We start from the raw sequence: 17,264 nt of genomic DNA on the forward strand, positions 1-17,264 counted from the left end.
GTTTACCGGCGGCTTTTGTTTTTACAAAAAACAGTCTGTTGAAAATATCCGAAAAGTGCATTTTTCTGCTGTAAAAATATGCAATTTCTGTTATAATACTGACGATGCATGGAAGAATGCCGGAAAACGCTGTGTACGTTTTCCGGACTTGCCATGGTCAAAAAAGGAATCAAAGTGAATGAGAAAGGGATTATACTTGTGGCAGTTATAAAGGATGTTGCAAAGCTGGCCGGGGTTTCGGTGGGAACTGTTTCAAAATACCTGAATACTCCGGAGCTGTTAAGGGAGGACAAGAGGGCCGCAGTAGAGGACGCAATCCAAAAACTGAATTATAAACCCAACCTGTTTGCCAGGAATCTGAGGGTACAGGATTCAAAAACGATCGCAGTCATTGCACAGGAAATCCGGAATCCGTTTCACGCGGCATTGTTTAATACGATCCGGAAGGAAGCGATGAAATATAATTATTCGGTGGTATTGTATTCTCTGAATGATATAAACGGAAATTTCGATACGTTGTTTGAGACACTGCCGATCCATTATTTCAGCGGGGTGATATCCTGTTATTTTCATGATATGGAGCAGTCCATTGATTTTGCCAAGAGACACAGCAAGGTGCCTATGGTGATCATGACCAATTCGGAACGATATTTTGACGAGTATGATTCCGAAAAAATTGTACATGCGGATTTTACACAGGGAATCCAGAAAGTATGCGAATACCTGATCAGCCTGGGAAACACCCGGATCGCGTATATAGGCTGCAGGACGAAAGACCAGCTCCGGGACCCGAAGCTCAAGGGATTTATGCTGACGATGGAAAAGCATCGTCTGGAACCCCACAGTATTGTGCGCCTGGAAAAGGAATATACGATGCAGACAGGCTATGAGTCGGCGGAACAGATCCTCAGGAGCGGACAACTCCCCGATGCGATTTTGAGCGATACGGATGTCATGTCCATCGGCGTATTGAACTGTCTGCGCAACCACGGGATTCAGGTGCCGGATGATATCATGCTGGCATCCTTTGATAATATTGAACAGGCGGAATACTGTAATCCCAGGCTGACGACCTTAAACGTACCGATCGAGGCAATGAGCGTTAAGGCTGTGGAGCTGCTGGTGGCACAGATGGAAAACCGGGAATGCAAAAATACGGGAAATGCATTTGAGCTGGAGCTGATCATCCGGGAGACTACGAAGAACAGATAAAATGACCACAATTCAAATCAGGGTGTTATAGATGGGCAGACCACTTTTCAGGAACATATTTCCTTTCGTTCCCGAAAAGTGGTCATTTCATTCCATAGGACTGAAAAATGGCGGATTTCTGCCGATATAACATGTGACTCCCTTTTCGGGATTTCAAAGCAGGATCTTGTACAAAATAGAATCTATTGGTTCCGGTTTATCCGGATTGGGATCTGAGGTGATGAATGTTGGATATAGCAGTTGTGGAGGATGAAAAAGTGATCCGGGAATATCTGTGCAGGCTGATCCAGGGGCAGAAGCCAGAAAGCCGCATAGAGGCTTATGCTGCGGGGGCGGACCTGCTGGCATCCGGGAAGCGGTTCGACCTGGTGTTCCTGGATATACAGATGGAAGGGATGGACGGCATTGAAACGGCGAGAAAACTCCGGAAGAGCCAGGAGGAAACGGTGCTGATCTTTGTCACCGCAATGAAAGAATATGTGTTTGAAGCCTTAGATCTGTACGCCTTTCAGTACCTTTTGAAGCCTGTGGATGAAACAAAATTTGCGGAGGTGCTGGAACGTGCGGTCAGAGAAGCGGCAAGAAAGCAGGAGAAGCGCGGATTATTCATAAAAACGAGAAATCTGACGCTGGATCAGGCGGACATATTGTATATCGAGAGCCGGGGCAAGAAGGTGGAGATCCATACGGCCGGGGAAAAAGAGAATATCGAGATCTACGGGACCATGGAAGGACTGGAAGGGCAGCTCGGGAAGGGCTTTTACCGCTGCCACCGGGCATATATCGTGAATATGGATTATATCACGGAATACGCCAGTGACAGCATCAGCCTCACCGGAGGCAACAAAGTGTATCTGGCAAAGAAAAAATACGGGGAGTTCGTAAAGGCGTATATGTGGCACCTGCAGAGCGGAGGTGTGTCCAGTGTCTGAAGCCATAAGCATTCTTTTTCCGGTACTGCTTTACACCTCCCAGGGATGCTGCCTGCAGTATTTTTACGGAAGCTTTCTAAAGGGCAGGATCAGGGACAAACGGTGGAATGGACTGGCGGCTGCGGCTTCGTATGCGGTGCTGAAACTGGCATTGTCCCGGGTGGAAGAGCTGGAGAGCTGGGAGTACAGGGCAGCAGCCTGGAGACTGGCGGCGGCATTGTGTTTTTTGACGGTTATTGCCTTTTGCTTTTATAAAGCCTTTTGCCTGATCACGGCGTTTCTTGTGGTAACGTTTCAGGCAGTTTCGGATATCAGCCGTTATATGGCGGTTATATGGATCGGAGAGCTTGGGGACGGGATGCTGGACTTCTGGAACTGGTGCGCGGGGAAAGGCATATTTGTTTCGAAAAGGTCTTTTGCCGCCGCGGTAAATGCCGGGCTGATCGGCGGATGGATTCTGCAATACCTGATGATGTCGCTGGCTTTGTATCTGCTTCTGAGAAAGATTGTGAGGGATTTCCGTGAAAAAGAATACGGTATCCGCAGGACAGAACTTTTATTTCTCCTTACTCCGTCTGCTGTGGGGCTGATGCTCTGTCTGCTGCTGCGCATCATCATAGTCGCAATGGAGGACGGCGCCCCCCAAATTTTGTATGACAGATATCCGATATTGGTGGCGGTCATCCCCGCCATCCTGCTTTTGTCACTGCTCTCTATTTTGTATGGGGTGAAGCTGTTTCAGGATATGATCTATCTGAACCGGGAGAGGAGCAGCAGGATCATCCTGGAAAAACAGGTGGCGGGCCTGCAGGAGCACATGGAAGAGATGGAGCGTGTCTATTCCGGCATCCGGAGTATGAAGCACGATATGAAAAATACCGTCTTAGTGATGGAGCGGCTTTTGGCAGAGGGCGGTGTAAAAGAGCATGCGGAACTGAAAGACTATATGGCGGAGTTGAACCGGACGTTCGAGAAGCTGGAGGTCCGTTTTCGGACAGGGAATGGGATTGTGGATACCCTGCTGAATATGAAATATTATGAAGCCCTGCGGGAAGTTCCGGATCTGAAACTGGAGGCGGACGGGCTGCTGTTCCCGCCGGGGCTTAAGATCCAGAGCTATGATGTGGGCATTATCCTGGGAAATGCTTTGGACAACGCCATTGAGGCGTGCAGAAGGCTTAAAGCGGAAGAACCGGGGGCGGACGCTTTCATTCGGCTGGGTTCTTTGCGGAAAGGAAATCTTCTGATTTTAAAGATCGAGAACAGTTTCGACGGACGGCTGGTAAAGAAAGGGCAGGATGAGTTTCCGGAAACTGTCAAGGAGGACAGGGAGTCCCATGGGATCGGGCTTTCCAATATCAAAAGTACGGCAAGGAAATACCAGGGGACGATGGATTTTAAGGTGAACGGCAGGGTGTTTATCCTGTCTGTGATGATGAAAAATGAGAGGAGAGATGAGGATGGAGTTTGGAACCCGGCTGGATTTGAATAGATACAGGAGGGATTGAACATGTATATAGGAAATTACTATCAGGGAATCATGCGGCTTTTTTCAGGAATGCATGGACGCGGAATCCATGCGAACATGCCGCTTTTCGGCGGGGCATCCAGAAGACCCAACGCCGGCGGCAGGAATACGCTGGAGGATTTGCTTACCGGACATTACAAAAATTCGTATGGTGTTGAAGGAATGTGCGTCACAAACAACCCAAACGCAAGAAAGATCATCCAGGTGTCGGATGAAATGAAGCAGCGTGTTTTTGACAACGTGAAAGATGCGTTTTACAAATATAACGGCATGTCCGGCGACAATGAAGCCGAATGGGAAGAGATGGCGCAGGCAAAGAATGCCTATTATAAAACGTTAAAGAAAAGCGACCGTGCGGCTGCGGCATGGACTTTGGGACAGTTCGAAATAAGCGTTTCAAGAAAGGTGGCAGGAGCTGTAAAAGAGAAGGTACCCGGCTGGACATATGGAGATCAGATTCCTGCGGGTGTTTTGGATGAGGTTTTTGCAGACGAGAGCATCACGTCCATGGTATCCGGGAAATCTGGCACAGCGGGAGGACTGGATATTCGGGCATAAAACGGCATGGAATCATTTCAGACTTGCAGGTGAAAATACCGTACAAAATCAAAGCTTCAGACATGCAGGTCGAAAATATCGTACAAAATCAAAATTTCAGACTCACAGGCCGAAAACTTTATGCAAAATCAAAGTTTTCGACTTGTAAGTCTGAAATAACAGGTGGTTCTGGTACTATTCATCGCGCGATTCTTCCGCACCGTCAAGAAAATCCCGGAGATATACCCCTACAGACCGGCTCATTTCCCTTGAAAAATCAGAATGATACTTCCGATTGCAAAATGCCTGTATCCAAGCATCATAATCCTTCTCCCCGGCGTGGAAGGAGAGCATATCAGAGAGCTCCTGGTCAGACATCGTATGGTAGGTATTTTCATGGACGAGATATGCTTCGTCGATTCGCTGCGGTTTTTTCCGGGACTTCTGCTGTTCGGTGGGATAGCCGAAGACCAGAAGGGCAGCAGGGAATACATACCTGGGAAGCTGCAGCAAGTCGCGCATCTGTTCGCAGTTTTCCATGACATCGCCGATGTAGCAGGAGCCGATCCCAAGGCTTTCGGCCGCGGTGACCGCATTCTGCGCGGCGATCAGCGCGTCATCGACTGCCAGCAGAAGATCCCCGGCACCCGGCCTGCGGGGGCTGCATCCGGCAGCAGCGAAGGCGTCGTACCATTTTTTACAGTCCGCGCAGAAGGCCAGCACCAGGTTGGCTTTCGCTATAAAGGGCTGGTGGTCGCAGAGGTCGGCCAGACGGTCCTTCAATTCCTGGTCGGTCACATCCAGGATGGTGTAGAGCTGCTGGTTGCCCGCAGTGGGAGCCATGGCGGCGGCTGTGATGATGGCTGCTTTGTCCTCCTTGGGAATCTCCCGGTCTTCAAAAACCCTTACTGATTTTCGGTTTGCTAATTGTTTCAGTATTTCATTTTTCATGAGCATTTCCTTTCTTTTCACTCAGCAGCTCGCACAATTCAGAAATCTTTTGAATCCGCTGCCTGGCATCGGGCACGTCGCCGAATCCGTATTCCGCAAGGATGAAGGGGATTTCCGCTTCCCTGCAGGCATCCGCGTCGCCCTGGGTATCCCCCACATAGACCACATGCTCCAGGTGGTTTCTCTCCATCAGCAGGCGGATGGTCCGGCCTTTGGAAACCAGCGTCTCCCCATGGCAGAGATGGTCCTTTACACAGTCCTCCAGTCCCGCGGCACGCAGGAACAGTTCAATATACCCGCACTGGCAGTTGCTGACAATGTAGAGGCTGGTTCTCTCCGCCAATGTGCGGAACGTCTCCGCAACGCCCTCATAGAGTATGCCGGGATGCTCTTCCAGATATGCATTTTCGTAAGCATAGCAGGCTTCCATGACTTTCTCCTGCTGGGCCTTTGACAAGGTGGGAAATAACGCGCCGGAGATTTCCGCCATGGTCTTTCCAAAGAGGCTCCGCAGGCGGTCTGCGCTCACCCGGGTATCCAGATCCGTATGCTCCCGCACGGCCCGGGTCCAAACCTGGGCGGCCTGCTCCGTGGAATCCCACAGTGTTCCGTCCACGTCAAATATAATGCCGTCCAAATGTGCAGTATTCTGCTGATTCATAATATCCGATTCTCCTTTTCACTTTTTACACTTCCAGCCATTTCCTACTATAACATATCCGCGGACGGAATGGGAGGGAAAAAAACTCCTTTTAAAAAGATTTCTTTTAGTGTATACTATCTTGTATGATTTGGAAAAAGATGTGAAATTTATATAGAAGGAGAAGCTCCTATGAACGAAAAAATTGTTTTGATTGACGGACACAGTATTCTGAACCGGGCATTTTACGGGGTGCCGGACCTGACCAACTCGGAAGGGCTGCACACCAACGCCATCTTCGGGTTTTTGAATATCCTGTTCAAGATCCTGGACGAGGAAAAACCGGAATATCTGACGGTCACCTTTGACGTCCACGCGCCAACCTTCCGGCATGAGATGTACGCGGACTACAAGGGGACGAGAAAGCCCATGGCGGAAGAACTGCGGCAGCAGGTTCCGGTGATCAAGGAAGTGCTGGAGGCTATGCAGATCGAGATTGTGGAGCAGGCCGGGCTGGAGGCGGACGACCTGCTGGGGACCATTTCCCGAACCTGCGAGGAAAAGGGGATGGAGGTGTCCATCATTTCCGGAGACCGGGATACGCTGCAGCTTGCCACGGAGCATGTGAAGATCCGGATTCCCAGGACAAAGCAGGGTAGAACTGAGGTGACGGATTACTATGCCGCGGATGTGAAGGAAGCTTACGGGGTGACTCCCACGGAATTTATTGACGTGAAGGCGCTCATGGGAGACGCTTCGGATAATATCCCGGGGGTGCCGGGAGTGGGGGAAAAGACCGCCACCAAGATCATCCAGGAATACGGCTCCATTGAAAATGCCTATGCCCATGCGGCGGAGATCAAGCCCCCCAGGGCCAGCAAGAACCTGCAGGAGTACTGGGATCAGGCGTGTATGAGCAAGACGCTGGCCACCATCGATACCCGGGCAGAGATCGGTTTTGATCTGGAGCAGGCCAGGTTCGGCAATCCTTACACAAAGGAAGCCCACGACTATTTCCAGCGGCTGCAGTTCAAAAATCTGCTCAGCCGGTTTGATGTGGAGGCCGATACCAATGCGGTGGAGGATCATTTTCAGGAAGTGACGGATACCGGCCTGCTGGAACGGATTTTTGAGGAGGCAAAGAAGTCGGCCGCGGTGGGGATTGCGGTTTCCGAGGACGGGGGAAATGTGCTGCCCCTGTTTGCCCATGCGTCGGGATACGGCAGGATCGCCGTCTGCTATGGGGAGGAGCAGATCTATTCCATACCATGTGATATGGACATGGATATGGGATACCTGTTCGGAAAGCTGTGCGAAGTGGCGGACGCAGTGGAGCGGTTCGTGATGTTTGACCTGAAAAAATATCTGCCGGAGCTGCCCATCACCCGCAGGGAGCATTGCTTTGACGCCACGGTGGCGGCGTATTTGCTGAATCCTCTGAAAAATGATTACGGATACGAGGACGTGGCCAGGGAGCAGCTTCACCTGCTCATCAACGAAAAGGCAGACGCTTCCATGCGCGCCTGCTACGAAGCATATACGGCTTACAAGGCGGCGGAGCCTTTGACAGTGAAGCTAAAATCGGCGGGCATGTATGACCTGTTTACGGAGATTGAGATGCCCCTTTTGTTTACCCTCTATGAGATGGAGCAGGCAGGGGTGAAGATCGAAGGAGAGGCGCTGAAAGTATACGGAGACCAGTTGGGCGCAAGGATACTGGAACTGGAAAAGGAAATCTATGAGCTGGCGGGGGAGACTTTTAACATCAATTCGCCCAAGCAGCTCGGGGTGGTATTGTTTCAGCATATGGGGCTTACAGGCGGCAAAAAGACAAAGACCGGATTTTCCACGGCGGCGGATGTACTGGAAAAGCTGGCGCCGGATTACCCGGTGGTGGCGAAGATTCTGGAGTACCGCCAGCTTGCAAAGCTGAAGTCCACTTATGCGGACGGGCTGGCCAATTTTATCGGATCGGACGGAAGGATTCACGGAAAATTCCACCAGACCATCACGGCGACCGGGCGTCTTAGCAGCACGGACCCGAACCTCCAGAACATTCCCATTCGGATGGAACTGGGACGGCTGATCCGGAAGGTCTTTGTGCCGAAGGAGGGCTGTGTGTTCGTGGATGCGGATTATTCCCAGATTGAGCTGCGGATTTTGGCCCACTGCTCCGGGGACGCCCAGCTCATCCAGGCATACCGGGAGGCCCAGGACATCCACAGGACCACGGCGTCCCAGGTATTCCACGTGCCCTTTGAGGAAGTGACGGACCTGCAGCGGCGCAATGCCAAGGCGGTAAACTTCGGGATTGTGTACGGGATCAGTTCCTTCGGGCTGAGCCAGGATCTGAGTATTACGAGAAAGGAAGCGGCCCAGTATATCGAGAATTACTTTGATACCTATCCGGGAGTCAAACAGTTTCTGGACGAGCAGGTGGCCCATGCCAAGAAAAACGGCTATGTGGTGACATTGTTTGGGCGGCGCAGGCCGGTGCCGGAGCTGAAATCCAGCAACTTCATGCAGCGCAGCTTCGGGGAACGGGTGGCTATGAACGCGCCCATTCAGGGGACTGCGGCGGACGTGATCAAGATCGCGATGATCGGGGTAGCCCGGGAATTGAAGGAAAAAGGCTTGAAGTCAAAATTGATTCTGCAGGTGCATGACGAACTGCTCATCGAGGCATATGAGGAAGAACTGGAGCAGGTAAAAGCAATCCTGCAGGAGCAGATGGAGCAGGCGGCAGATCTGCAGGTGCCGCTGATTGTGGATATGCATACCGGAAAGAACTGGTATGAGGCGAAGTAAGGCAGGCGGAAAATGATGAAAATACTGGGAATTACCGGAGGGGTCGGTTCCGGGAAAAGTGAAGTCCTCCAATTTCTGCAGGAAGCGTACGGGGCCGTGGTCTCCCCGCTGGATGACGCGGCAAGGCGTCTCCAGCAAAAGGGGCAGCCCTGCTATGAACGGATCGTGGAGGCATTCGGCCGGGACATCCTGGGGGCAGACGGAGAGCTGGACCGGGGAAAGCTGGCCGAAACCGTGTTTTCCAGCCCCCAAAAACTGGCCCTTCTAAATTCCATCGTCCACCCGGAAGTGCGGCGGTGGGTGGAGCAGGACATTTCCCAAAAAGAGAGGGACGGCGAGGAACTGTATGTGCTGGAGTCGGCGCTGTTTCCCGATGTGGATTACGGCGATCTCTGCGGGGAAATGTGGTATGTCTACGCGGAGGAATCGGTTCGCTGCCTGCGTCTGGCGCGCTCCCGGGGATATACAGAGGAGCGGACCCGGGGGATGATCCGGTCCCAGCCTTCTGAAGCGGCATTTCGAAAAATCTGCACGGCGGTCATTGACAACAGCGGTGCATTTGAAAATACAAAGAAACAGATAGGAGAATTATTATGAGATTGTGCAGCATTGCCAGCGGGAGCAGCGGGAACTGCATTTACGTCGGCAGCGACCATACCCATCTTCTGGTGGATACGGGGATCAGCAAAAAGCGCATCGAAGCGGGTCTGAAGGAACTGGACATCAAAGGGGAGGAACTGACGGGAATCCTGGTGACCCACGAGCATTCGGACCATATCCAGGGCCTGGGCGTATTCAGCAGGAAATACGGGATTCCCATCTATGCGTCGCCGGGAACCATTGAGGGGATTAAAGGCTATTCCAGCCTGGGAAAGATGCCGGAGGGGCTGTTTCATCCCATCCGGATCGATGAGAAATTTTCCCTTGGGGATATCACCATCGACCCCTTTGCCATTTCCCATGACGCCAACGAGCCCACCGGCTACCGGATGGAGTGCGCAGGAAAAGCGGCGGCCGTGGCCACAGATCTGGGGATGTATACGGATTACGTGGTGGGCAAGCTGAAAAATCTGGACGCGGTGCTCTTAGAGGCAAACCACGACATACATATGCTGGAGGTAGGGGCTTACCCTTATTATCTGAAGCAGCGGATTCTGGGGGAGAAAGGACATTTGTCAAATGAATTGTCAGGACGGCTTCTTTGTGATATACTACATGATAATTTGAAGCACATCGTCCTGGGGCATCTGAGCAAGGAAAATAATTATGTGAAGCTGGCGTATGAAACCGTGAAGCTGGAAGTGACGCTGGGCGATAACGCTTATAAAGGGGAAGATCTGGATATGACCGTCGCGAAACGGGACGAGGTATCGGAGATATACTCTTTTTGAAAGGGCCGGATGGCCGGCAAACAATCACTTGCTGCGCAAGTGGCTGCATTCAAAAGGCAATCAATTTGCTGCGCAAGTGGCTGCATTCAGAAGGCAATCAATTTGCTGCGCAAGTGGCTGCATTCAGAAGGTAATCAATTTGTTGCGCAAATTGGTTATATATTACAGGAGGAACAGGACATGAAGAAATGCATCGTAACCGTGCTGGGGAAGGATACCGTGGGGATCATCGCGAAGGTATGCACCTACCTTGCGGAAAATGGGATCAACATTCTGGACATTTCCCAGACTATCGTGCAGGGATACTTTAATATGATGATGATTGTGGATGTGACGGAGAAGGATACCCAGTTTACAAAGATCTGTGATGATCTGGAAAAGCTGGGCAAGGAGATCGGGGTCAATATCCGCTGCCAGAGAGAAGAAATTTTTGAGAAAATGCACAGGCTGTAACAAAGAATGCTGCGACAGACAGAATCAGCCGCAAAAGGTGAGGAAAACAGATATGATTAATATGTATGAAGTTTCAGAGACAAACGAAATGATCGAGCATGAGAACCTGGACGTGCGTACGATCACGCTGGGGATCAGCCTGCTGGACTGCATCGACTCGGATCTGGTAGCGCTGAATGAAAAGATCTATGAGAAGATCACCAGGGTGGCGAAGGATCTGGTCAGCACAGGCCGGGACATTGAAAAGGAGTTCGGCATTCCGATCGTCAACAAGCGGATCTCCATTACGCCCATTTCCCTGGTGGGGTCTGCGGCGTGCAGATGCCCGGAGGATTTTGTGACCATCGCCCGGACGCTGGACCGGGCGGCGCAGACCGTAGGCGTAAACTTTATCGGCGGATATTCCGCACTGGTGTCCAAGGGAATGACGAAAAGCGAGGAATACCTGATCCGGTCGATCCCCCAGGCGCTGGCGGAGACGGAGCGGATCTGCAGCTCCGTCAATGTAGGCTCCACCAGGACCGGGATCAATATGGATGCGGTTCGCCTCTGCGGGGAGATCGTAAAGGCCACAGCCGAGGCCACCAAGGACCGGGATTCCCTGGGCTGTGCAAAGCTGGTGGTATTCTGCAACGCGCCGGACGACAATCCGTTTATGGCAGGGGCATTTCTGGGCGTGACGGAGGCGGACGCGGTCATCAACGTGGGAGTCAGCGGGCCGGGCGTCGTGAAGAAGGCATTGGAAAAGGTGCGGGGCAAGGGGTTCGAGGAACTCTGCGAGACCATCAAGAAGACTGCTTTCAAGGTGACCCGGGTAGGCCAGCTTGTGGCAGGAGAAGCATCGAAGCGGATGGGGATTCCCTTCGGAATCGTGGATCTGTCCCTGGCGCCCACTCCGGCCATCGGGGACAGCGTGGCGGAGATCCTGGAAGAGATCGGCCTGGAGAGGGTCGGCGCGCCGGGGACTACGGCGGCCCTGGCCATGCTCAATGACCAGGTGAAAAAGGGCGGTGTGATGGCCTCCTCCTATGTGGGGGGCTTAAGCGGCGCATTTATCCCGGTGAGCGAGGATCAGGGAATGATCGACGCGGTGAACGTCGGTTCCCTGACGCTGGAGAAGCTGGAAGCCATGACCTGCGTCTGTTCTGTGGGCCTGGATATGATCGCGATTCCGGGCAAGACGAAGGCCAGCACCATTGCCGGGATCATTGCGGACGAAATGGCCATCGGCATGGTGAACCAGAAGACCACGGCGGTAAGGCTGATCCCGGTGATCGGAAAAGATGTGGGCGAGACGGCGGAATTTGGAGGGCTTCTGGGCTATGCGCCCATTATTCCGGTGAATGAATTTGGATGCGACACATTCATCAGCCGGAAAGGACGGATTCCGGCGCCGATCCATAGTTTTAAGAATTGATGCAGTCGCCGGGAACAGTTCGGAAAACAGTCCGGCGGAACGTTTTTGGGACTGCAGGAATATTAAAGGAGCAAGAGACGATAAAATGAGCAGGATAGCGATTGTAACAGACAGCAACAGCGGGATTACACAGGCAAAGGGAAAGGAGATGGGGATCTATGTCCTCCCGATGCCGTTCTATATCAATGGGGAACTCTTTCTGGAAGACATTACCCTGACCCAGGAGGAATTTTACAAACGGCTTGGGGAGGATGCGGATATTTCCACGTCCCAGCCGTCGCCGGGGGATGTCATGGATCTGTGGGACAGGGCTCTGGAAGAATACGACGAGCTGGTGCATATCCCTATGTCCAGCGGCCTGAGCAGTTCCTGCGAGACCGCCGTTTCACTGGCAGAGGACTACAACGGGCGGGTGCAGGTGGTGAATAACCAGAGGATTTCCGTGACCCAGGAGCGGTCCGTCATAGACGCCATGGAGCTGCGCGACGCAGGAAAGTCGGCGGCGGAGATCCGGGAAATCTTAGAAAGAGAAAAATTTGAATCCACCATCTACATCACCGTGGATACGTTGAAATATCTGAAAAAAGGCGGCAGGATCACTCCTGCGGCCGCGGCTCTGGGAACCGTGCTGAACTTAAAGCCGGTACTGCAGATCCAGGGAGAAAAGCTGGATGCCTTTGCAAAGGTGCGGGGCTGGAAGGCGGCAAAGCGGACCATGCTGCAGGCAATTGAGAAGGATATCAAGGAACGGTTTGCGGGGAAGGAGTCCCAATTGATTTTGGGGATGGCGTATACCTGCGGGAAGGAAGAGGCGGCAGAGTGGAAGGAAGAGATCCACAGCCATTTCCCGGAGTATGAGATCATGGAAAACCCGCTTTCCCTGAGCATTGCCTGCCATATCGGGGCAGGAGCCATGGCAGTGACTTGTACGAAGAAGGTATAAGAGACGAGGGTTAAACACATTTCAGTAAGGGCAGGCATTTTGCAATCGAAGAATGGCTGGAAGGGATGATAGCTGCTTTACGGTAAAACGGTAAAGCAGCTATTGTATTTAAGAGGTCTAGATTTTGTCTGTTTGTTTAAAAATCAGACGTTGCCTGACCAACTCAAGAAAGGGAAATAAAGTTGATAATATCAGAATTGCTCGGAGAAACACCTGTTTCCAGACTGCGTGAACGAGATTTGCCACAGGCCCTCTTGCGCTGCATGAAAGAGAGGAATAGCTGTTATGGATTATTTTAGTATAGGGCTTAATATTTTTTGCCTGATAGCCCAAGGCATTATGCACGTTTACTTTTGTGCCAGCCTCACCGGGAAAAAACAGAAGGCATATCATTTTGCCATATACATTTTCATTTTCTTCATTTTGGACTGGATTGCAAGTAAGTTTTCTTTCCCATGGATCATAGTGATTGGGATAGAACTGCTTATTTTGTATGGGGTAAACCGTTTTATTCTGGGCAATCGTCCCTCTGCGTCCTGGGTTGCGGCAATCCTCGCCAATTACATCTCCCAGTTTTCCTTTGGGCTTATCAACTCGGTGGAGGCGGTGATATTTCCCCGTGTGACGAACACCCTGCTTTTGTACTCAATGGTCACAGCGGCAACAGCGGTCTCCCTGGCCATAAGTATTGCCTGCTATACAAGCGTAGTAAAATCCATATCGCCAGAAGAAATTGGACACATGACATATATGGGCTGCTTATTGTTCCCTGTTCTGTTTTTCTTTACCGCAGAATTGTATATCATGCAGACCTCATATACACAGATTTACTATGATGTGTTGTCTCCTGCCCTTCTGTTGGAACATACTGCGCTGCTGTTTTTGCAAGCCCTAGGGCTGGGAGCTTTACTCTGTACCTTGTATGCCTATCGTCACCTATGCCGCAGTTTACAGACCAAAGCAGAAATGCAATCTTTGTCTCAAGCAGTCCAGGCACAGAAAATATATATTGCCGAGGCACAAACTCGCTATGAACAGACAAAAGCATTCCGCCACGATATTAAAAATCATCTTTCTGTATTGAGCGCCCTGCTTAACAATAACAAATTGGAAGAGAGCAAAGCCTATCTGCAAAAGCTGGAAACAGTCTCAACCACGTTGTCATTTCCTTGTCAGACAGGTAATTCAGTGGTGGATATTTTGCTGGGAGAAAAGTTAAAGATGGCAAAAGCAGATGGGATTACAGCTGAGGTTTCATTGTTCCTTCCACCCCCTTGCGGAATAGATGATTTTGATTTATGTGTGATTTTTGCCAATGCTTTGGACAACGCGATCAGTGCGTGTCAATCCATTGAGGGAGTAAGGTCAATTCGCATCAGCGGAGAGCGGCAGGGCGACTTCTATATGCTGGCATTTGAAAATACCTGTTCAGATAATCCGCTGCCGCCAACGGGAACCGGCCTTTCCAATATCAGAGCTGTAGCAGAGAAATATCACGGTGCGATGTTGACAGAGAAAATTGAACGGAGGTTCTCTTTGAACGTGTTGCTGAACATTTCAATACATCCAGAGAGCATTTCAATACAAAAGCCTTGAAATTCTTTTTTTACGGGGTAAACTGATAGTAGCAATATCAGTTGCCTATCTTGTGGATTGGAGGAATATATTATGCAGTCTATTTCTGGAATAAACTTTGGCGCAGCGCAGCCGTCTGTGCCGCTTGCTGGTGTGGAGGAACCGAAAAAAGTCCAGCGGCCCGAAGATGAAACCCAATCGCGCTACCAAAAACCTGTGATGGATGAATATGTTCCGGAGGAAAAAACGGAACCATCAGGGCGTTATTGGCTTGGCAAAGACGAGGACGGCAAGCCTAAATTCTATTTCGCTGACCCGGAGCGGGCAGAGGATGCCCCAGATGCTTCTGATCGGGACAAGAGTGCGGAAGGGCCGGAAAAAAGCGGCTCTGACAAAGATGGGCAAAGTTGCACCTGCAATACCGACAAGGTTGACCGTGAGATTGAAAAACTAAAAAAGCAGAAACAAGAGCTGGAGCAGCAAATCAACAGGGAAACAGATGAAAGCAAAACAGAGGATTTGAAAGCAAAATTGGCACAGATAGAAAAAGAATTGAGCCAAAAGGACAATGACACATATAGGCGTCAGCACGCTACATATACATACTCCTAATGTCTGCCACACGACGGCAAAAGAAAAAAGCCGTCGTACAAGCAGGAAAATCGCTACGCCCCGAACGGCGGCTTTTGAGAAATCGAAAGCCGCCGTTTTCAATGCCCATCGGCGGCAATGGGAGGATGCCGCCATGTGATTGCGAATAGATAGGCACTTGTCAAAAAAAGCCTGACTGACCCTTGTAGCGGCATCACCTACCCATGTTTGCAAAAATAGTCGTTTTCTGACGGCTTATATTTTGTGCTGGCAGGGAAATATAAGCCAGCCCCGGTACGAAGGGTAGAAATACCAAAGGATAACGGGAAGAAAAGAATGCTGTGCCAACGGCAGTAGACCGGGTCATCCAGCAGGCGATTGCACAGGTGCTTATTGTTACCTTCAACAAGGAGAAATCCGGTGCTGGCGGATATATTTGGACGGTTGGGATATATGGAACGTCAGGGCAGCGGACTCAACAAAATCCGTGAGGCATATGAAAATGCGGTGAATTATGAGGTTGGAATGGAGCCGGGATTTTATTCGGACAGAGTGATGTTTATGGTGACATTGAAAATTTGAATTATAAAATGCTGCTAAATGAAGCTAAAAATGAAGCTGAAAATATTGTTTTAACGGAAATTGAAAGAAATTTGTGTGAATTATTGAAGGAAATTCCCAAAATAACACAGTCAGAAATCCAAAAACAATTAAACCTTTCCAGAAGTAAAGTACAAAGAACAATGAAAAAATTGGTAAATAAAGGAGTAATTGAGAATATCGGCTTTTATAGAAGCGGACATTGGAAAGTTACAAAATAATTGTTTGGGTATGTAAGGGCAAAACGGCACTTAGTCAAATAATCTTTAACTGTGCTGCATCTTTTTCTGGATATCTATAAGATGATATTCTGCAATTCAGCAAGGAAAAGGATTGCTTCGTACAAGCGTCTCATAAGTGGAGCAGATCTTATCTGCAAGGCAGACGATCACCGCGGCCCTGCACTTCGGAAGCGAAAACAGCGTCAGGGGCCACATGTGGCTTTGGATGATATTCTGCTCCACCGGAGAGAGTGTATACAGCCGCATGGCATTTTTCAGGGCGACTGACGGATGATGGAATCCGTGGAGCCGCTCGTGGGAATCGCTTATGTGCCAGTCATACAGATAAAAGTCATGGAGAAACGCGCCCCGCACCAGTTCGGAATCCGACGCGCCGAGGTGCAGGCGGCGGTTCAGATAAAAGCTGAACCGGGTTACGCTGAGTACATGTTCATAGGTGGAAATGCGCCCATGCTGGATAAAACGCTTCATAAGCTGGGCCTCCTCTGTTAGATTCAGCCCACGAAGATGTTTTCTGATCTCGGATCGTTCTTTTTTTGTCAATCTCATTTCAGATCCTGCCTTTCTGTCTCTTTCCTGCGGAAGGAGAGCGCATGCTTCATCCTGCTTCCCAGTTCGCGGTACCGCGCATGGCGGAAGGATACGGAGGAGCGGAGCGCCCGGGTCTGGTTCCAGTTCATGGTGGAAAGCGTATGCTTTAATTCCTCCATCATCCTGCGTTCGCGAAATTCTTCCAGGGAAATTTTTTCTTTCAGGGTTTCCAGCCCTTCGGAAAGGTTCTGCCTTGTGTTCTCAATCCATGCGTCATACCGCTCCGAAATCTGCGAGTCAATGGCCTTCATGGTGGTCTCCAGCTTGACGTTCAGCGCGATCAGGGAGTCTGCCGTCAGCGCGCAGTCCGCGGAGAAAACCGCCATCAGAAGCAATGCGGCAGGCTCCTGCCAGGAAAGCGAAAGGGAGTCGGTGACACGCACCATATAAGGGTGGATGCCGTACAGCACGATCAGTCCGGCCGCGCCGAAGCCCAGGGAACAGGGCAAACAGATCCGGCCCTTGATGTTCAGAGGGAGATCGCTGTAATCCCACCATACCGCGTGAAACAGCTTTTCCGTAGTATACGAGGTGGTATATTCCAGGACCGCGGAGCCGAGCATACAGGTCAGAAATACCGCGCCGTAATTGGGGAGCCCGCTGCAGACCAGCACGTCCAGTACCGCGCCTACGCCGTAGATCGGGCAGTAGGGCCCGATGAGCATGCCCCGATTGTCCCATTTCAGAGTCTTTACACTGCAGAAGATCGTTTCATAGATCCATCCCAGAATACTGTATAAAATAAACCAGATAAATATTGTTGTTATATGCATCATACACCTCATTTGTATTTTCGGAAGCTTTTTTGTATTTTCAGAAACTTTTTCAGCGGACGCAGGATTGCGCCGGCATG

The 17,264-nt window shown here is 50.8% G+C and carries 18 protein-coding genes; 14 read left to right on the forward strand and 4 right to left on the reverse strand.

What is annotated here, in order from left to right; translation table 11 throughout:
• Positions 1 to 153 precede the first annotated feature (153 nt).
• The 4 genes from EBB54_RS06395 (at position 154) to EBB54_RS06410 (ending at position 4,230) form a co-directional block, all read left to right on the forward strand.
• On the forward strand, positions 154 to 1,212 hold the full coding sequence (locus tag EBB54_RS06395; protein WP_162307104.1) for a LacI family DNA-binding transcriptional regulator: 1,059 nt from the start codon (positions 154 to 156) through the stop codon (positions 1,210 to 1,212).
• A gap of 224 nt (positions 1,213 to 1,436) precedes the next feature.
• Entirely contained in the window at positions 1,437 to 2,144 is a 708-nt protein-coding gene (locus EBB54_RS06400) for a LytR/AlgR family response regulator transcription factor (RefSeq protein WP_243127562.1), read from the forward strand.
• Entirely contained in the window at positions 2,137 to 3,636 is a 1,500-nt protein-coding gene (locus tag EBB54_RS06405) for a sensor histidine kinase (protein WP_125126810.1), read from the forward strand. Before EBB54_RS06400 ends, EBB54_RS06405 begins: the two co-directional genes overlap by 8 nt.
• Before the next feature lie 18 nt (positions 3,637 to 3,654).
• The gene (locus EBB54_RS06410; RefSeq protein ID WP_125126811.1) at positions 3,655 to 4,230 is read left to right on the forward strand and encodes a DUF3879 family protein; all 576 of its coding nucleotides are present in this window, start codon (positions 3,655 to 3,657) and stop codon (positions 4,228 to 4,230) included.
• A 174-nt stretch (positions 4,231 to 4,404) separates the two neighbouring features.
• On the opposite strand, the gene EBB54_RS06415 is transcribed toward EBB54_RS06410, so the two are convergent.
• Both EBB54_RS06415 and EBB54_RS06420 read right to left on the reverse strand, forming a co-directional pair.
• Entirely contained in the window at positions 4,405 to 5,160 is a 756-nt protein-coding gene (locus EBB54_RS06415) for a nitroreductase family protein (RefSeq protein WP_016296865.1), read from the reverse strand.
• Positions 5,150 to 5,821: an HAD family hydrolase gene (locus tag EBB54_RS06420; protein ID WP_125126812.1), complete on the reverse strand. Its 672-nt coding sequence runs from the start codon at positions 5,819 to 5,821 to the stop codon at positions 5,150 to 5,152. The genes EBB54_RS06415 and EBB54_RS06420 overlap by 11 nt, the downstream gene beginning before the upstream one ends.
• A gap of 171 nt (positions 5,822 to 5,992) precedes the next feature.
• On the opposite strand from EBB54_RS06420, the gene polA reads away from it, so the two are divergent.
• The 10 genes from polA (at position 5,993) to EBB54_RS31070 (ending at position 15,799) form a co-directional block, all read left to right on the forward strand.
• Complete coding sequence (gene polA, locus EBB54_RS06425; RefSeq protein ID WP_125126813.1) at positions 5,993 to 8,608, forward strand: DNA polymerase I; 2,616 nt, start codon at positions 5,993 to 5,995, stop codon at positions 8,606 to 8,608.
• 15 nt (positions 8,609 to 8,623) lie between these two features.
• Positions 8,624 to 9,205 (forward strand): dephospho-CoA kinase, encoded by a 582-nt coding sequence (gene coaE / locus EBB54_RS06430; RefSeq protein WP_125130632.1) that lies wholly within the window; start codon positions 8,624 to 8,626, stop codon positions 9,203 to 9,205.
• On the forward strand, positions 9,202 to 9,999 hold the full coding sequence (locus tag EBB54_RS06435; RefSeq protein ID WP_004068790.1) for an MBL fold metallo-hydrolase: 798 nt from the start codon (positions 9,202 to 9,204) through the stop codon (positions 9,997 to 9,999). The genes coaE and EBB54_RS06435 overlap by 4 nt, the downstream gene beginning before the upstream one ends.
• A gap of 180 nt (positions 10,000 to 10,179) precedes the next feature.
• On the forward strand, positions 10,180 to 10,452 hold the full coding sequence (locus EBB54_RS06440) for an ACT domain-containing protein (protein WP_004068788.1): 273 nt from the start codon (positions 10,180 to 10,182) through the stop codon (positions 10,450 to 10,452).
• 52 nt (positions 10,453 to 10,504) lie between these two features.
• Positions 10,505 to 11,869, forward strand: a complete 1,365-nt coding sequence (locus EBB54_RS06445; RefSeq protein ID WP_125126814.1) for a PFL family protein — start codon at positions 10,505 to 10,507, stop codon at positions 11,867 to 11,869.
• 85 nt (positions 11,870 to 11,954) lie between these two features.
• Positions 11,955 to 12,812 (forward strand): DegV family protein, encoded by an 858-nt coding sequence (locus tag EBB54_RS06450; RefSeq protein ID WP_016296860.1) that lies wholly within the window; start codon positions 11,955 to 11,957, stop codon positions 12,810 to 12,812.
• 285 nt (positions 12,813 to 13,097) lie between these two features.
• Positions 13,098 to 14,408: a sensor histidine kinase gene (locus EBB54_RS06455; RefSeq protein ID WP_125126815.1), complete on the forward strand. Its 1,311-nt coding sequence runs from the start codon at positions 13,098 to 13,100 to the stop codon at positions 14,406 to 14,408.
• Between the two features lie 72 nt (positions 14,409 to 14,480).
• Entirely contained in the window at positions 14,481 to 14,999 is a 519-nt protein-coding gene (locus EBB54_RS06460) for a hypothetical protein (RefSeq protein ID WP_016296858.1), read from the forward strand.
• Positions 15,000 to 15,398: 399 nt separating this feature from the next.
• Positions 15,399 to 15,560: an ATP-binding protein gene (locus EBB54_RS31065; RefSeq protein WP_243127564.1), complete on the forward strand. Its 162-nt coding sequence runs from the start codon at positions 15,399 to 15,401 to the stop codon at positions 15,558 to 15,560.
• Entirely contained in the window at positions 15,557 to 15,799 is a 243-nt protein-coding gene (locus EBB54_RS31070) for a winged helix-turn-helix transcriptional regulator (RefSeq protein WP_243127565.1), read from the forward strand. The genes EBB54_RS31065 and EBB54_RS31070 overlap by 4 nt, the downstream gene beginning before the upstream one ends.
• 96 nt (positions 15,800 to 15,895) lie before the next feature.
• Here EBB54_RS31070 and EBB54_RS06470 read toward each other — a convergent pair whose 3' ends face one another.
• The gene (locus EBB54_RS06470; RefSeq protein ID WP_243127567.1) at positions 15,896 to 16,291 is read right to left on the reverse strand and encodes an HD domain-containing protein; all 396 of its coding nucleotides are present in this window, start codon (positions 16,289 to 16,291) and stop codon (positions 15,896 to 15,898) included.
• 74 nt (positions 16,292 to 16,365) lie between these two features.
• Positions 16,366 to 17,187, reverse strand: a complete 822-nt coding sequence (locus EBB54_RS06475; protein ID WP_243127569.1) for a putative ABC transporter permease — start codon at positions 17,185 to 17,187, stop codon at positions 16,366 to 16,368.
• Positions 17,188 to 17,264: the final 77 nt, after the last annotated feature.

This window comes from Schaedlerella arabinosiphila, from assembly GCF_003885045.1.
Taxonomy (GTDB): domain Bacteria; phylum Bacillota; class Clostridia; order Lachnospirales; family Lachnospiraceae; genus Schaedlerella; species Schaedlerella arabinosiphila.

Excerpts from the sequence above, each read along its gene's own strand:
- EBB54_RS06410 (WP_125126811.1), top strand. The coding sequence starts at position 3,655 with ATGTATATAGGAAATTACTATCAGGGAATCATGCGGCTTTTTTCAGGA.
- EBB54_RS06475 (WP_243127569.1), bottom strand. The coding sequence starts at position 17,187 with ATGATGCATATAACAACAATATTTATCTGGTTTATTTTATACAGTATT.
- polA (WP_125126813.1), top strand. The coding sequence starts at position 5,993 with ATGAACGAAAAAATTGTTTTGATTGACGGACACAGTATTCTGAACCGG.
- EBB54_RS06455 (WP_125126815.1), top strand. The coding sequence starts at position 13,098 with ATGGATTATTTTAGTATAGGGCTTAATATTTTTTGCCTGATAGCCCAA.
- EBB54_RS06395 (WP_162307104.1), top strand. The coding sequence starts at position 154 with ATGGTCAAAAAAGGAATCAAAGTGAATGAGAAAGGGATTATACTTGTG.
- coaE (WP_125130632.1), top strand. The coding sequence starts at position 8,624 with ATGAAAATACTGGGAATTACCGGAGGGGTCGGTTCCGGGAAAAGTGAA.
- EBB54_RS06400 (WP_243127562.1), top strand. The coding sequence starts at position 1,437 with ATGTTGGATATAGCAGTTGTGGAGGATGAAAAAGTGATCCGGGAATAT.
- EBB54_RS06460 (WP_016296858.1), top strand. The coding sequence starts at position 14,481 with ATGCAGTCTATTTCTGGAATAAACTTTGGCGCAGCGCAGCCGTCTGTG.
- EBB54_RS06445 (WP_125126814.1), top strand. The coding sequence starts at position 10,505 with ATGATTAATATGTATGAAGTTTCAGAGACAAACGAAATGATCGAGCAT.
- EBB54_RS06415 (WP_016296865.1), bottom strand. The coding sequence starts at position 5,160 with ATGAAAAATGAAATACTGAAACAATTAGCAAACCGAAAATCAGTAAGG.
- EBB54_RS06450 (WP_016296860.1), top strand. The coding sequence starts at position 11,955 with ATGAGCAGGATAGCGATTGTAACAGACAGCAACAGCGGGATTACACAG.
- EBB54_RS06435 (WP_004068790.1), top strand. The coding sequence starts at position 9,202 with ATGAGATTGTGCAGCATTGCCAGCGGGAGCAGCGGGAACTGCATTTAC.
- EBB54_RS06470 (WP_243127567.1), bottom strand. The coding sequence starts at position 16,291 with ATGAAGCGTTTTATCCAGCATGGGCGCATTTCCACCTATGAACATGTA.
- EBB54_RS06440 (WP_004068788.1), top strand. The coding sequence starts at position 10,180 with ATGAAGAAATGCATCGTAACCGTGCTGGGGAAGGATACCGTGGGGATC.
- EBB54_RS06420 (WP_125126812.1), bottom strand. The coding sequence starts at position 5,821 with ATGAATCAGCAGAATACTGCACATTTGGACGGCATTATATTTGACGTG.